The sequence below is a fragment of the Photobacterium lucens genome (assembly GCF_009873615.1).
In the GTDB taxonomy this organism is placed as follows: Bacteria; Pseudomonadota; Gammaproteobacteria; order Enterobacterales; family Vibrionaceae; genus Photobacterium; species Photobacterium lucens.
In genome coordinates this window covers 1-15,300 of sequence record NZ_SSMG01000397.1, presented here as the reverse complement: position 1 = coordinate 15,300, position 15,300 = coordinate 1, and the positions used below count along the sequence as shown (strand labels likewise).

The window sequence follows — 15,300 nt, the reverse complement described above, 5'->3', positions numbered from 1 at the left end:
AGCGTAAAAGTAAGAGTGCTTATTAATATACTATTATGTTCAAAAGGAAGTTCTATGGAAAAATATCTATATTTAACAGAAGTTGACTGGGCAGAGGCATGGATTAATGGTGGTAAAATCCCTATTTCGCTTGCTAGTAGTTACTTGAGCGAGTCTCGTGAAGGGATTTATACTCCAGATGAAAACTTGATTCATGATTCATCTTATCCAATCCCTGCGTTCCGCCAATTTGGTATATATTTAGAAAATGTAAAAAATGTCACTATGACAGGAAATACATTTAACGGTAAGAAAATCCCAGATGTAAAAAATGCTAGTTATTACAAAGAGGACGGTCTGATTTTATCATTCTGTAACGAGTTTGATGCCAAAATAGCTAGACGCTTGGGCAAGAAAGCTTGTGTAAAAATTTTAGATATGGATCAACTTAAAGTAGCCTTAGATTCTGAGGTTGGTAGTAAAGGGGTCATGAAAGATTGCTCTTATACCAAGGGATTCCAACGAGATCATTTTTTAAAATCCACTGAAGACTCCTGGCAGAAAGAATTTCGTTTATTTTGGAAAAGTGATAAATCTGTTTGGGTTTCTATTCCACCGAATATTGGTGAATTAGTCGCAACGTACGATTGAACATAACAAAACCATTAAATCGGACTTTAAATACACGGTATTTTCGCTTCGCTCATGTGTAGCTGTATGTTTTGCGCCGTTTATAGTAGTCGTTATGAGTTTTCAGGATAATTATGAATAAATCAGATTTAGAAAATCTTGTAGAGATTAGGCTTTCAGAAGCGCAAGCGTTGCTGAACTCGGGGAACTTCCAAGGCGCGTATTATTTGGTGGGCTATTCACTCGAGTGTGCTTTTAAAGTTTGTATTGCAAAGCAAGTTCAGCAATATGACTTTCCAAATAAACAGCTTGCTACTAAGAGTCATACTCACAAATTGACCGAGTTACTTGGTGTAGCTGGACTCAAGCAAAAGTTAATAGAAAAGGAAAATAGCGACCTTGATTTTAAATTAAATTGGGCGGTAGCAAAAGATTGGTCTGAAACTTCAAGATATGAGTGTATTATTGAAGAAAACAAAGCTGTTGACTTATTCAACGCTATCAATGAACCACAATCAGGAATATTGGCATGGCTAAAGACATTTTGGTAACTGAAAGACTTACCGATTCAATGATGAAAGCTGGTGCTGAATTGGTTGCTCGTCTTGATAAAAATAACGCAGACGTTAAGAGTGCATTTTGGTTCTATTTATCTGAAGATCAAGTGTGGAAGTTTATTGTTGCTTCACCTCAAGTAGATACAATTGGTCCTCGTGAATATTATAAAAAAATTAATGAGGCAAATCTCCTTGCGGAAGATACTGAAAACGTAATATCACTGAATGATATTGGAGTTTCAAATACTCAAAACCAAATAGTACAAACTTTAAAGTTTGCAATTGGTACAGGCGATGGAATATCTGGTATTCGTTTCTCCCGAAATACAATAAACGGTATATTTATTGAAGATACATATATATATCGTTCAAACTCATAACAAGTTGCTTAAACGGATAAAAATAATTTCGTGTATTCAAATAGGCAGTAAAGTTGAAAATTTTAATTACAGGCACGGCAGGTAGAGTAGGTCGTGCAATCTACATCAACTTAATGAAAAAACATGAAGTTGTTGGAATAGATAGGACGCCATGTTCAACCGCTGATTACGTTGGGGATATCCGTGATACAGCTTTATTGAATAAAGCTTTAGAAGGTGTTGAGGTTATTATTCATACTGCGGCTCTGCATGCCCCTCATGTGGGGTTGGTATCTGACAATGAATTTGAAGACATTAATATAAAAGCAACCGAGCAATTAGCCTTGCTGGGTGTAAAAAAGGGCATTAAACATTTTGTGTTCACGAGTACGACAGCCCTTTACGGTTTTGCATCAACACCAGAGGGAATAGCGGGTTGGGTTGATGAAACAGTAACGCCAAGTCCTAAAACGATTTATCACAAATCAAAAATTCAGGCAGAAGAGATACTTAAAAATATCTCTAATTTATTCAATTTACCTGTCACTGTGCTTCAAATGTCTCGCTGTTTCCCAGAGCCTGTAAACTTAATGGCTGTTTATCGTTTAACTCGTGGCATTGATGCTCGAGATGTTGCCAGTGCTCATGCTTGTGCTGTAGAAAAACGTTTATCGGGATTTAGACGTTATATCATTTCTGGACAAACACCATTTAGCAAAACATGTTGTGAAAGGCTGTATCAAAACGCGGATGTGATTATACGAGAGTTTGCTCCAGACCTTGCTGAAAGCTTCGCGAATCGAGGTTGGCGTTTACCTCAATCACTTGATCGTGTTTATGATTCAATGTTGGCACAACAAGAACTCGGTTGGCAGCCAAAATATGGTTATGAGAGCGTATTAAATATGCTCGATAATGAAAGTGCTGAGGTTCTTCCGATCATAAGCCATAGATAACAAATAAGGATATGTGTTGAGCAGTCGGCACATATTTGAAGTTTAGTGATGTATCTAACCAACGAGTAATGGGATGGAGTGCACTACTATCGCCATTGATGGTTGGTGTTCATTTATTTTGTTTGGTGGGGTGACTAAGGTGATATTGATAATAATTATCTGAACGGATAGATAACCATAACGTAAGGATACAAAAATGGTCAAAAATTACTTTAGAGTTAAAAATATATTTAACTACATTGGTAGCCTTTGTTTAATTACAGTGAGTAGCTCGGCTGCTGCATTTTATGATGCATACCCTGAAAGTGAAGGGCCTTATATGAGTGGTCCTGCATCTGAAAATTTACAGTGGTTAGGTGAAGACTTCTCAAACTATACCGATGGTCAGCAGCTAGAATGTTCGAATAATAAAAGCGCTGTAGATCATTTTGATGTTACTTCTGGATGTTTACAGGCTAAATATGTGGACAGTTGGAAACTAGGTTGGACGGACGATAAAGTGTTTCGTGTTGTGGCGATTGCTAAAGACAGTAATGGCAGTGAAATAAAGTACACCGACCACACTAATCAATATCGTGCGTACATTAAAACATGGCAAAACTCTGGCTCTATACCTGCATGGTCTGGTTTACATGCGTTTGCTCGTTACCAAACATCAGATGACTTGTATGTTGGCTCTATTCGTTATGACGGTAATGTCACGATTAAAGTTAAATACCAAGGGGCATATACCACTCTTGCTCAAACCAAATTAACCAATGGCGTTAAAAAATACCTTACTACAGAAGGTAAACTTGCTGCTGGTCAATGGTATGACATTCATTTTTCTGTTGTGGGTAATAAATTAACACTCTCCCTTGATGGCGTTGAACTACTTTCTGTTAACAACGATTTATTAACAGAGGGTACGATAGGTATCCGCACTGATAACCTTTCTGCTTACCTTGATGATTGGCAGCTACTTCCTAGTGATTCAATTGTTGTTGATCCGCCTACAGAACCCGAGATACCGACTGATCCCGAAACGCCTGCAGAAGTCGTTGAGTTTATCCCTGGTAAAACCAAAGTCATCAATGGTGATATCTATTCGTACGATGGACAATGTTATCAAGCCAAAAATAATCCTGGCAGTTGGGAGATCCCAAGCAATACGTCATGGTTTTGGACTGCCGTTGAATGTCTAGATAACCCTACGCCACCAACTGATCCTGAACCACCGACAGAGCCTGTGCCGCCAACAGATCCGCTACCACCAACAACCGCTGTTGAGTTTATACCGGGTTCAACTAAGGTTGAAAATGGAGATATCGTTACTTATAACAATACTTGTTATCAAGCAAAGAACAGTCCGGGGAGTTGGGAAACGCCAAGCGCAAATTCGTGGTTCTGGGATGTGGTAACGTGTCCATAGTCACAACAAAATAAGCGTTAAAACCTTAGTCTAATCGTCATACTGAGGTTTTTATAAATAAAGAATGAATGGCTTAGGTGTTTAACACATCTAAGCCTCTTTTTATTGATATCGAGCGCATTTTATCTAAGGGGTTTCTATTATGAGTCACTTGCTTTTAGAGCCAAAGTTAATGTCTGAAAAAGAAAAAATGTTAGTAGGTGAGCTATATGATCCAACTGATGACGAATTAGTGCAGTTAAGGTTGAATGCGCGATTGCTAACGGAAGAGTTAAATGCAACGTCTGTGGCGTGTCAGGATAAACGCGTGGAGATAATTAAGCGTTTATTTGGTACAACAGGTGACAATATCTATATAGAATCTTCTTTTAATTGTGATTATGGCGCTAACATTCATGTTGGTGATAATTTTTATGCAAACTTTGGCTGTGTGATCTTAGATGTTGCGGAAGTGAAATTTGGTAAAAACTGCCTACTAGCACCTCAAGTTGGTATTTATACAGCAACACATCCGTTAGATTCTATTGAGCGCAATAGCGGTTTAGAATGTGCAAAACCTATTACTATCGGTGATAACTGTTGGATTGGCGGTCATGCTGTTATTAATCCAGGGGTAACGCTCGGTGATAATGTGGTTGTTGCTTCTGGTGCCGTTGTGACTAAGAGTTTTGGAAACAATGTCGTTATTGGTGGTAACCCTGCGAAAGTCTTGAAAGAAATCAGCGCTAAGTTATGAATGAGATCATCTAACACATTGAGTAAGCATAAGAAAGCCGCTAAAAGTTAGCGGCTTTCTTCGTTATTGCAAGGGAAGGTTTATTGCTTAATTAATGGTTTCAGCGGTCTCGTTTTTCTCACCAATAAATCCACCGGTTTGATGCGCCCAAAGCTGCGCATAGATACCACCGTTATGGATTAACTCTTGGTGTGTACCTTGTTCAATAATTTGCCCTTTATCGAGCACAATTAAACGATCCATCGCAGCAATGGTCGATAAACGGTGAGCAATCGCAATAACGGTTTTACCTTCCATTAGTTCGTTTAAGCTTTCTTGTATCGCGGCTTCTACCTCGGAATCTAACGCAGATGTGGCCTCATCTAAGATCAGGATAGGCGCATTTTTCAGTAGTACCCGTGAAATAGCGATACGCTGACGTTGACCGCCAGAAAGCTTCACACCACGTTCACCTACTTGCGCATCATAGCCCACATTACCAAACGGATCGGTCAGGGTTTCAATAAATTCATGAGCATGTGCTTGTTTGGTGGCGGCATATAATTGTGCTTCGCTAGCGTCAGGATCACCGTACAAAATATTGTCTTTAATTGAACGGTGAAGCAGGGACGTATCTTGTGTCACCATACCAATCTTGCTGCGTAGCGAATCTTGGGTCACTTGAGCAATGTCTTGTCCATCAATACGAATATGACCGTTTTCTAGATTATGGAAACGCAGTAATAGGTTAACCAGTGTTGATTTACCTGCGCCTGAACGTCCCACTAAACCGACTTTTTCACCGGGTTTAATATTTAGGTTTAATTGATTGATCACGTCTTTGTTTTCGCCATAGTTAAAGCTGACGTTATCAAACTCAATACCACCTTGTTTCACATCGAGTGGTTTAGCTTGTGGTACATCTTGGATCTCAACAGGCTTAGATAGGGTTTTCATCCCATCAACCACAGTACCCATGTTTTCAAATAGCGCACCGACTTCCCACATGATCCACATCGACATGCCGTTGATACGTAAGGCCAAACTAATTGCAATGGCAATTGCACCAATTTGAATCGCATCGTGCATCCATAGGTAAATCGACAGGGCTGCAATACTAAATAGCAAGATATAGTTCGCCAGTTGAACACATACATCAAAGCCTGTGACTAAACGCATTTGTTGATAAACCGTCGCCAAGAAGCCTTGCATGCCTTTCTCGGCATATTCTGTTTCACGCTTACTGTGTGAGAACAATTTCACCGTGGCGATATTGGTGTAGCTATCCACAATACGCCCAGTCATGAGTGAGCGGGCATCAGCTTGCTCGGCTGCGACTTTTTTCAACTGAGGAATGTAGTGGATCTGAATGCCAATGTAAGCAAGCAGCCAGCCAAGCATAGGTAGCATAAGTAACCAGTCTGCTTGGGCTAAGATCACTAACATTGAAGTGAAGTAAACCGACACATAAACAAACACATCAGCGGTTTTCATGACGGTTTCACGTACCGCTAATGAGGTTTGCATGACTTTGGTTGCAATACGTCCGGCAAAGTCATCTTGATAAAAAGACAGGCTTTGTTTCAGCAAATAGCGGTGAGCTTGCCAACGGATCGACATTGGGTAGTTACCCAGTAACGTTTGGTGTGAAAGCAGGGAAGAAACTAACACCAGCAGTGGCATGACAATCAAGATCACCAATGATAGCCAGAGTAATGTCGTGCTGTTTTCTGCTAAAAAGGTTTTAGGATCGCTAGCTGCAAGCCAATCGACTAATTTTCCCATAAAGCCAAATAAGGCCACTTCAATGATAGCCACGGTCGCACTGAGTAGTGCCATACAGAGCAATGGCTTTTCAAATCCACGGGTATAATGACGACAAAAAGCGAAGATCCCTTCGGGTGGTTGAGTTGGCTCTTGCTGAGGAAAAGCTTCAGTGAAACGTTCGAAGCGTTTAAACATAGATCACCTAATAATATGGTTATTATCTTTATCTTGGTTCTAGCGAAATTATTTAATTCAGATGAAGGTGGAGGTTTTAAGCGATTTTTCTGAGTCTAATATAGTCGTTAAGGCACTGATAAACAAAATGCTATTTTTGGCATTGTATGTTTTTCATGCAGTACTATCAATGTGATAAGTGAGTTTTATAAAAAAGGTATGGTGTTGAAAAGATGTTTATTTTTATAAGGTTATACTTGGTTTTATAATTAAACGCTTAGAGCTTCGATACCCTAAGCGCGAATATTGTTGTTACCAAAGCTCGATATCAATCACTTCAGCTTGAATGGTGTAGTTATCCATTTTAGGTACTGAGAAAATAATATCTTTGCCATGCTCTTGTGTTTTTGCTCGGAAGTAAGTGTCAGGCATACGCTTAATTGAACGCCACAATACAACGTCTTTTGATTCAAGTTTTTGGTTATCTGCATCGTTTAGCGTAACGCGCAAAGCAACAGACATAACGGATTTTGAACCTTGGTTAGTCATCATGGTTGGGATGATTAGCTCACCGTCTTCGTAACGTGGTGCTTGTAGTAGAATATCAACACCACTATCGCTAATTTGCTGAATATTTTTCGGTGATGTTAATGAAACTTTTGCCGTTTTTGCCGCTGTAATTACAGGGATTGCGCTTTGACTATTAAGACCAGATTTCACTGGAATAGCTTCGATTGTAGTTGCTGGTTTTGTAGCTGCACTGTCGGTAGACAAAGCAATGGCTGGTTGCTGTAAATAGCTCCATGTAAAGTCATCGTGAAGAACAACTTGGCGGCCATCTTCCAATTTAATAGTTTGATCAGCAGCCCAAACAGGGTGAGCACTTGTTATTGCTACAAATAGCAGCCCTAGTTTAGTCGTCGTTTTCATTTCATATCCTTGGTGTTAAGTATCCGATAAATAGATTTTATCAGCTTTATCCTCTAAATGGATAATAGCTGGATAAATTATTGCTATTAGAAATTAAAAAGGGCTTACATATAGTAAGCCCTTGTTTTTCTAGGTTTCTAGCTTGTTAGCGAGATTAGAGTTTCTTAGAGAACACACCACACAGCGCAATAATGGCTAAACCAAGTAACATGATGTCGCCCTTATCACTGTCGAAACCTGCTTTCACACCAGAGATTGCAACAATAGCGATAGCTACTGGGATGATGTACTTGATCAGTGCGTACCATAGGTTGAACAGTGGGAATGATACTTTACCGTCGTTAGTGATCTCTTTTTTCAGCTCGCTACGATCTAAACGCCAGCCTGCAAATAGACACACCAACATACCGCCAACCGCTAGGAAGATCTTATCGGTTAATAGGTCGAATACATCAAATGCACCTGTATCAAACAGCTTAGGACCAAGACCACCGATAGACAGTGATGCCAAGATACACAGTAGCGCCATTACAATACTTGCAGAGATCACCGCTGTTACACGGCTAAAGCCTTTCTCATCGATTAAGTAAGCGACAACTACTTCAAGTAGCGATACAGACGATGTTAATGCAGCTACACTCAAACCAATGAAGAATAGCAGCGCAAGAATAAAGCCAATGCCACCCATTTCAGCAAATAGTTGAGGAACAACCACGAATACTAGGCCAGGACCTGCTGATGGTTCCATGCTAAATGCAAACATCGCCGGGAACATTGCAATACCAGCCAGTAGCGCAACACCGGTATCCATTGCTGTGACCATTGCTGTGGTTTGAACAAGGTTTTCTTTCTTACGTAAGTAACTACCGTAAGTTAGCATACAGCCCATACCAAGACTTAGTGAGAAGAATGCCTGACCAAGTGCTGCAAGCACGACAGAGCTATCGATCTTCGAGAAATCTGGCTTGAAAAGGAACTCAATACCTGCCATTGCACCCGGTAGGGTTAAGCCTTTAATAGATACAATAATCAAGATAATGAAAAGCAGTGGCATTAAGATTTTACCTGCTTTTTCAATACCACCAGAGACACCACGGATAACGACAAAAATATTCAGTAAAAGGTAAAGTCCCATCCAGAATAGTGGCTGCATTGGATCTGCAATAAAGCCACCAAAGCTATCCCCAATAGCTGCAGGTTGGCTTAATAGACCAGTAGAGATTTTGTAGATATAAGCAATTGCCCAGCCACCAACAACAGGGTAGAAGCCCATGATTAGTAAGCCGCTTAATACCCCGATGATACCGACAAAGGTCCAACGACGATCTGTAGTTTTAAATGCGCCAACGGCTGATAAACCTGTTTTACGACCAACAGCAAATTCGGTCAGCATCACGCTAAAACCAATAAAAATAACGAAAAGTAGGTAAATGGCAACGAATGCACCACCACCATTTTCACCTGCGGTATAAGGGAACTTCCAAATGTTACCAAGACCAACAGCAGATCCTGCTGCTGCCATCACAAAGCCGACTTTGGAACTCCAGTTTCCTCGGCTTGGGCTAGTTGAACTATTTACGTCCATAAAACATCCTGTTAGCTATTTAATGTTAAATCTTAATTGTTATAAATATTGTTGGCTTAATAACCATTTACTAAGTGTGTGATTGCTTATGTTTAACCATGAATCGTTACTTATTAAGTTATTTAGCCTGTTTGTGTTTACATATTTAACATTTCTATCACGCATTGTTCTGATTGCAAATAGCTAATGGTTGTAAAAGTACGATTTATGCGAAAAATTACGTTTTTGTGAATTGATGTTTACAGAACGGAGGTTTTGTACATTGTTCAAGGTGGCAAGTGGACAGAAAGACAGCAGCACAATGCCAATGTTCACAGGGCTATGTTTATAAATTTATTGTGCTTTCTCTGCTAATATGAAACAGTTCAATAAACAGCACTCCATTTGGTTTCGCTAGAATAATAAATATATATAAATATAAATCAGTTACTTCGTAACAATGTGTAGTTGTAATATCGCGACCACACTACGCAAAAGGAAATGTTTCCATCATGTCATTTGTTATACCCATGGTCATCTATATGCAGCAGCATTTAGCGCAATCGGCTAATAAAACTGTTGCAGCACAGATGCAGTCTTCTCTTAGTGTTAAACAGCCTTGTTATGGGATAAGCACAGAACAACGACACGACATTTTTCAATTGGCAGTGGCTCATACTACGATTGATACAGCTGATAATTATCATCGATTACTGCTTTGGTTGTGGTCGGGGGTATATCGTGAAGAGCGTTATCTTGCATTGGATGCAGGCGAGTATTATCAGTCGTTTATTAATGAACAGGCATGGCCTATTTATAGTGAAATGTTAGAAACAGTTGACGGTGTAGATGTAGGCGATCGTTTAGTAACAAACTTGATCAGCCCTGTACTGAAGCAACATCGTCAATTTGAATCAGATGTGATTGCTTGGCGAGACTCTGATAATAAATGGTTAAGACGCGCAGCGTTATTAGCGCAAATGAATCATCAAACTGAGACCAATGTAGATCTGTTATGTGACACCATCTTGCACCTTGCTGATGACAGTGAATATGAAGTGCAACAAGCGATTGGCTTAGCACTACGTAACTACAGTGAAACGGATTTTCCGTTTGTCGACCAATTTATTAAAACCCACTTTTCACGTTTACAATCACAAGCTAGACGTGAAGCTAGAAAAGTGTCGATGGTGTTATCGGTTGATAGCGAATAGTTAGTCAAAGACGCCGTAAAAAAGCCCGAATCTGAGCTCTATTATTAAGAGCAAAAGAGGCGGGCTTTTTTTGTGTTGGTTGTATAGCGTTAAACGCTTAATCAAGAATAGTCACTTTCTCTATCACGATTGGCTCTTTAGGCACATCTTCATAGTCACGGATAGAGGTTGTTTTCACTTTGGCGATTTTATTAACCACATCCATACCAGCAGTCACTTGACCAAACACCGCGTATCCCCAACCAGCATTTGTTGTTGCTGTGTGGTTGAGAAAATCGTTATCGGCGACATTAATAAAAAATTCAGCAGTGGCAGAATGGGGGGCATCTGTTCTTGCCATTGCAATCGAACCAATTACGTTTTTTAACCCACGGTTAGCTTCATTCACGATAGGCGCACGTGTTGGCTTTTCTTTCATGTTAGCGGTGTAACCACCACCTTGGATCATAAAGCCTTTGATCACGCGATGAAAAATCGTTCCTTCATAAAAACCATCTTGGCAATATTTCAAAAAGTTCTTTGCAGTAACAGGAGCTTTTTGTTTATTAAGCTCAATGGTGATATCGCCAACATTGGTCGTAAAAATAATCATGTAAAACTAACCGTGGTGTTAAGTGAAGACGGCAGTATACGTAATTGTTATTTTTTTAGTAGTGATAATGAATAAATAATGACTAGCCCTTAAAGCTAGGATCATTATCGACTAATTTAAGCCCTGCGTTACGTCCTTGCTGATAGCCTTGATCCAGTTTTTCTAAGTCTTTAGTGAGCCTTTTGATCACAAAAGTTTTGTCGGGAGCAATCGCCGTGATTTTGCAATCTTTCGGTGGGTTATGAATAAAATATAACGCCTTATTGTAACGTGATTCCTTGGTGAGAAACTCTTGTCCAAATACAGGGTTAGTTCTAAACAAGCGACGAGTAAGCCAAGGCACTTGACGATTTTTTGCAAACAAGCCCTGAGCATGAGACAGGATCACCGTAATATCACGCGCCCCTTTGTTATAGGCCTCAATCACTGGAATAGGATCGGCAATACCGCCATCACTCATTGCAATACCATCTATTTGTGGAAACTGACGGTAAATAATAGGTAGGGCACATGTTGCCGTCATCACTTCGTCTAAATTATGACGTGTGACTTCAACATAAGAAGGCTCGCCCGTATCAACCACAGTCGTCGTTGCATAAAGTGGTACGTTACGGTTTTCGTATTTTTGGATCTCTAACGGCAAGTTGTTAATACTGGTATTCCACAGCCAATCAATATCAATGAGATTGCCGCCTTTAACAAAGCGTTTGTAATTAATAAATTCCTTGCTGCGAGCATATTCGGTGATCACTTTGTAGTTACGTTGATAGCTTTCACAAAGGTATCCCATAAGAACAACCGAGCCTGCTGATACGCCGATGGTAAAGTCAAAAGGGTTATATTCTCGTTCGATAAAGGCATCTAAAACCCCCGTGGCGAAAATACCACGCATTGCACCACCCTCGACAACTAAAGCGCGTTTACTCATTACTATTTCCTATGTTGATTATTCTTATGTGGAATTTATAGATATTACTCTTAAGAATATCAATAGATTGAACGCAGGATCACATATTTATGAGAAAACAGATAATTTGACGTATGATATGGCTCGCTATTTACATATTTCATTGGTTAGTTAGGTTTTTCGATGCAGTTATTCCAACAAGATGCGGTTGAGTGGTTATCTTCTTTACCCGATCAAAGTATTGATTTATTGATCACAGATCCACCTTATGAATCATTGGAAAAGCATCGTGCAGTTGGTACAACAACCCGCTTAAAACAGAGTAAAGGTTCGAGTAACCAATGGTTTAATATCTTCCCGAACGAGCGATTTGAAACTTTGTTGACACAAGCCTACCGAGTTTTAAAACAAAATAGTCACTTCTACTTATTTTGCGATCAAGAAACCATGTTTCACATTAAGCCGATTGCAGAACAAGTGGGTTTCAAATTTTGGAAACCAATAGTGTGGGATAAAGTCGCGATTGGTATGGGATACCATTATCGTGCCCGTTATGAATTCATCTTGTTTTTCGAAAAAGGGAAACGAAAACTCAATAACTTATCAATTCCAGATGTATTGGAATGTAAGCGGGTATATCGCGGCTATCCAACAGAAAAACCCGTACCGCTACTAGAGATTTTAATTGAACAAAGCAGTGTGGAAGGAGAAGTGGTGGCTGATCCATTCTTTGGTTCAGGTTCAACACTGGTTGCTGCGAAAAAGTTATCTCGCCAAGCGTGGGGTAATGATATTTCAGATTCAGCGCACCAACACCTAACACAACGCATCATGTAGCGGTCAGTAATATTGATTAGCTAGGAACAGACATGACCCAAAAGGGAAAAATAATTAGCTGGAATCAGCAAAAAGGCTTTGGATTTATTGCGCCAGACAATGGCGGTGATGATGTTTTTTTTCACGTTTCAGCATTAGCTGATAAGCAAAGTCGTCCACGTATCCAAGAACCAGTAAACTTTAAACTGGGTACTGATAGCAAAGGGCGTTTATCTGCAAGTAATGTTGCGTTTGTAAATGCTCATTCAGGATTAGATAAGTACACCGCACCATTTTCAAAAGCACAGTGGTTCAGCGTGATCTTCTTAGGCTTTGTTGCTTTGTCAGTAGTGCTATTTCAGTGCCCATACCAAGTGCTGGTGGCGTATTTAGTATTAAGTGTGGTGACCTTTGCTGTGTATGCTCATGATAAACGTGCAGCACAAGCTGATAAGTGGCGAACCAAAGAGGCAACACTGCATTTATTAGCATTAATTGGCGGTTGGCCTGGTGCATTATGGGCGCAAAAAATTCTACGTCATAAATCGCAAAAACAGCCATTTAAAGCGATTTTATGGTTAACCATTATTGTTAACTGTGCAGCGTTTATTTTGTCGTTCACTCCTGAAGGAATGGCAATGATTAAACAAGTGCTTCAGTTAATTTAATCAATAAAATAGCCCAGCTTGATAAGAGCTGGGCTATTTTTTTATTCATACGTTAGGATTAACGTGCTACTGAAATGTGACCTTCATCGTCTGCATACCAGTTAAAGTGCTGGTTATCTCTACCTGTGATAACACCGTTACCTTTTGTTAGGTATGGGTGAACAGTATTTGCATCGTATTGGTAAGTAAATGGTGCTTTCGCTTCTGTAGACCAGTATTTAGCATTACTTTCAGCAGTATTAATCAACATACCTTTAAACATGATCTGACCGTAGTCATTCATTGTCATGATGTAATCATCATCTGTTGTGCTGTTAAAGCTTAAAGTGATCACTTCGCCATTGGTGATAGCGTTATGAGTAGTGAACTGCATTGCTGTCGGTGTGTGGATAATGATTTCGTTTTGTTGGCGTTCTACTTTCACACTACCTTTAGCTACGGCAATATCGATGTTGCCTTGAAATTCAGGGATATCACATTGATTAGTATTACCTACTGCAAGGCCTGTCGCACAGTCTTGTGCAGCGCGAGCAACAACAGTCACTGCGTCAGCTGTCACGTCAGCGTAGCCTTGTAGATCCGCTTGGCTCATATTATTAATATCGATGCCACCATGCTCTACAACTTCATCACCAGCGTTACAACCAACAAGTACTGTAGCTACCATTGCTGCTAAACATAACTTCTTCATGCAAGACCCTTTTTTCAATATATGAATAAATGTTGCAGCGGATGTTAGATTATGAACAAAGCACAAACAAGCATTCATGGCGTGAATGGTTTGGTTTTAACAAAGAGATGACTTTAATGGCTGTTTTTGGCGATTTTCATGACATTTAGCTTACATTCATAACTCAATCCTTAATGTGATTTTGCTTATCATTAGCCTTCATCAGTGAGATGATCTGGGTATTTATTTTGAATTAACGTCGCTTTTGTGATGTTTTTAGTGATTGCTTCAACGCAAAGAGGATCAAATTGTTTACCACTGCCATCTTGCAAATAGTTGATAACATCACTTACAGGCCATGGCTTCTTATAAGGGCGGTAGCTGAGTAGGGCGTCAGTGACATCAGCAACGGTGACTATACGGGCTTCTAAAGGAATATCTTCGCCTTTAAGCTTTAGTGGGAATCCTTCACCGTCAAAGCGCTCATGATGATGCCTAATAATATTGAGAATGATTTTTAAATTATCATCAGTGAGCCCACCCCATTGTTGTAAGGTTTTTAAAATAAGCTGATAGCCAAGCTCTGGATGCTCATTCATGATCTGCCGCTCTTCTGGCGTATAAATCTTAGTAGAAAATAGAATTTCATCAGGGATCATATACTTACCAATATCATGCATATCGGCATAGTGATAAACCGCATCAATAAAATCACCGCTACAGCGTTTTTTTCTACCAAGATAGAGTGCAATTAAGCGGCTGTATTCAGCGACTCGCTTTAAGTGATTTTGGGTTTCAGGATCTTTGTGGTGGCTGATCAGTAAGATGGTTTTAATTATATTGTGAAAGGAACGCTTCACATTGAGATCATCGTTAATAAAGAGTGAGGCAATAATCGAAATTGTATTAAAAAAGTTGAGATTTTGGCTGAAGAAGTAGGGAATACGAGCGTTTATAAACATAATCCCAACGAACTCATCGTTCTTATTATAAATAGGCGTAGCCATACTTGATAAACAAGATTTCCTGATCAATGTTTGATGAATATGCCTGATTGAGGGTAAGTGGCAGGTCATATCATCAATAATGTCAGGAGAGCGTTTCTCTCTTAGTGTGGAAAGTCTTGATGATTTATGAATAGCTTCAATAAAATCAGGAAACTTAGCCCCATAACCTTGGCTGCGATAAACCGAATACAAGTTATTATCATTGTCTAACATAGCAATCGCAAAGCCGACATAATCAGGATACCAGTCTTGGATCAGCGTATTAAGGTGGTCGAGCTTTTGCCTTAGTGTTAAATTATCACTGATGTTTAATACCATTTTTTATAACCTCCCTGTATTAATATGCTCCTTTGCTCATATTGAGGTCGGTGATGGATCTTGTAT

The 15,300-nt window shown here is 39.6% G+C and carries 16 protein-coding genes; 9 read left to right on the top strand and 7 right to left on the bottom strand.

What is annotated here, in order from left to right; all coding sequences use genetic code 11:
- The 6 genes from E5A76_RS16505 to E5A76_RS16485 all read left to right on the top strand — a co-directional run.
- Positions 1-630, top strand: a 630-nt coding sequence (locus E5A76_RS16505; RefSeq protein WP_262383670.1) for a hypothetical protein, incomplete at its 5' end; no start/stop codon positions are given.
- A gap of 113 nt (positions 631-743) precedes the next feature.
- Entirely contained in the window at positions 744-1,160 is a 417-nt protein-coding gene (locus E5A76_RS16500) for a DNA-binding protein (protein ID WP_161119586.1), read from the top strand.
- The gene (locus E5A76_RS16495; protein ID WP_161119585.1) at positions 1,139-1,546 is read left to right on the top strand and encodes a hypothetical protein; all 408 of its coding nucleotides are present in this window, start codon (positions 1,139-1,141) and stop codon (positions 1,544-1,546) included. Before E5A76_RS16500 ends, E5A76_RS16495 begins: the two co-directional genes overlap by 22 nt.
- A gap of 53 nt (positions 1,547-1,599) precedes the next feature.
- Positions 1,600-2,481 (top strand): NAD-dependent epimerase/dehydratase family protein, encoded by an 882-nt coding sequence (locus E5A76_RS16490; RefSeq protein WP_161119584.1) that lies wholly within the window; start codon positions 1,600-1,602, stop codon positions 2,479-2,481.
- A gap of 196 nt (positions 2,482-2,677) precedes the next feature.
- Entirely contained in the window at positions 2,678-3,892 is a 1,215-nt protein-coding gene (locus E5A76_RS20430) for a hypothetical protein (protein WP_187695670.1), read from the top strand.
- Positions 3,893-4,064: 172 nt separating this feature from the next.
- A complete protein-coding gene (locus tag E5A76_RS16485; RefSeq protein WP_161119588.1) occupies positions 4,065-4,628 on the top strand; it encodes a sugar O-acetyltransferase in 564 nt (187 codons plus the stop codon).
- 87 nt (positions 4,629-4,715) lie between these two features.
- Here E5A76_RS16485 and E5A76_RS16480 read toward each other — a convergent pair whose 3' ends face one another.
- From E5A76_RS16480 to E5A76_RS16470, 3 genes are all read right to left on the bottom strand, one after another.
- On the bottom strand, positions 4,716-6,569 hold the full coding sequence (locus tag E5A76_RS16480) for an ABC transporter ATP-binding protein (RefSeq protein WP_161119583.1): 1,854 nt from the start codon (positions 6,567-6,569) through the stop codon (positions 4,716-4,718).
- 291 nt (positions 6,570-6,860) lie between these two features.
- On the bottom strand, positions 6,861-7,478 hold the full coding sequence (locus tag E5A76_RS16475; RefSeq protein ID WP_053988867.1) for a DUF3157 family protein: 618 nt from the start codon (positions 7,476-7,478) through the stop codon (positions 6,861-6,863).
- A gap of 154 nt (positions 7,479-7,632) precedes the next feature.
- Entirely contained in the window at positions 7,633-9,063 is a 1,431-nt protein-coding gene (locus E5A76_RS16470; protein ID WP_081001698.1) for a sodium-dependent transporter, read from the bottom strand.
- A gap of 491 nt (positions 9,064-9,554) precedes the next feature.
- On the opposite strand from E5A76_RS16470, the gene E5A76_RS16465 reads away from it, so the two are divergent.
- A complete protein-coding gene (locus tag E5A76_RS16465; RefSeq protein WP_161119582.1) occupies positions 9,555-10,256 on the top strand; it encodes a DNA alkylation repair protein in 702 nt (233 codons plus the stop codon).
- Between the two features lie 97 nt (positions 10,257-10,353).
- Here the strand turns inward: E5A76_RS16465 and E5A76_RS16460 are convergent, their stop codons facing one another.
- Both E5A76_RS16460 and E5A76_RS16455 read right to left on the bottom strand, forming a co-directional pair.
- The gene (locus E5A76_RS16460) at positions 10,354-10,848 is read right to left on the bottom strand and encodes a peptidylprolyl isomerase (RefSeq protein WP_053988870.1); all 495 of its coding nucleotides are present in this window, start codon (positions 10,846-10,848) and stop codon (positions 10,354-10,356) included.
- Positions 10,849-10,930: 82 nt separating this feature from the next.
- Positions 10,931-11,776 (bottom strand): patatin-like phospholipase family protein, encoded by an 846-nt coding sequence (locus E5A76_RS16455; protein WP_107165598.1) that lies wholly within the window; start codon positions 11,774-11,776, stop codon positions 10,931-10,933.
- 162 nt (positions 11,777-11,938) lie between these two features.
- Here E5A76_RS16455 and E5A76_RS16450 point away from each other — a divergent pair, with 162 nt between their 5' ends.
- Together E5A76_RS16450 and E5A76_RS16445 are read left to right on the top strand one after the other, a co-directional pair.
- A complete protein-coding gene (locus E5A76_RS16450; RefSeq protein ID WP_023934443.1) occupies positions 11,939-12,592 on the top strand; it encodes a DNA-methyltransferase in 654 nt (217 codons plus the stop codon).
- Positions 12,593-12,624: 32 nt separating this feature from the next.
- Entirely contained in the window at positions 12,625-13,239 is a 615-nt protein-coding gene (locus E5A76_RS16445; RefSeq protein WP_161119581.1) for a DUF1294 domain-containing protein, read from the top strand.
- 58 nt (positions 13,240-13,297) lie between these two features.
- On the opposite strand, the gene E5A76_RS16440 is transcribed toward E5A76_RS16445, so the two are convergent.
- On the bottom strand, positions 13,298-13,930 hold the full coding sequence (locus E5A76_RS16440) for a hypothetical protein (protein WP_053988873.1): 633 nt from the start codon (positions 13,928-13,930) through the stop codon (positions 13,298-13,300).
- Positions 13,931-14,121: 191 nt separating this feature from the next.
- On the bottom strand, positions 14,122-15,234 hold the full coding sequence (locus E5A76_RS16435) for an HD-GYP domain-containing protein (protein WP_161119580.1): 1,113 nt from the start codon (positions 15,232-15,234) through the stop codon (positions 14,122-14,124).
- Between the last annotated feature and the right edge of the window lie 66 nt (positions 15,235-15,300).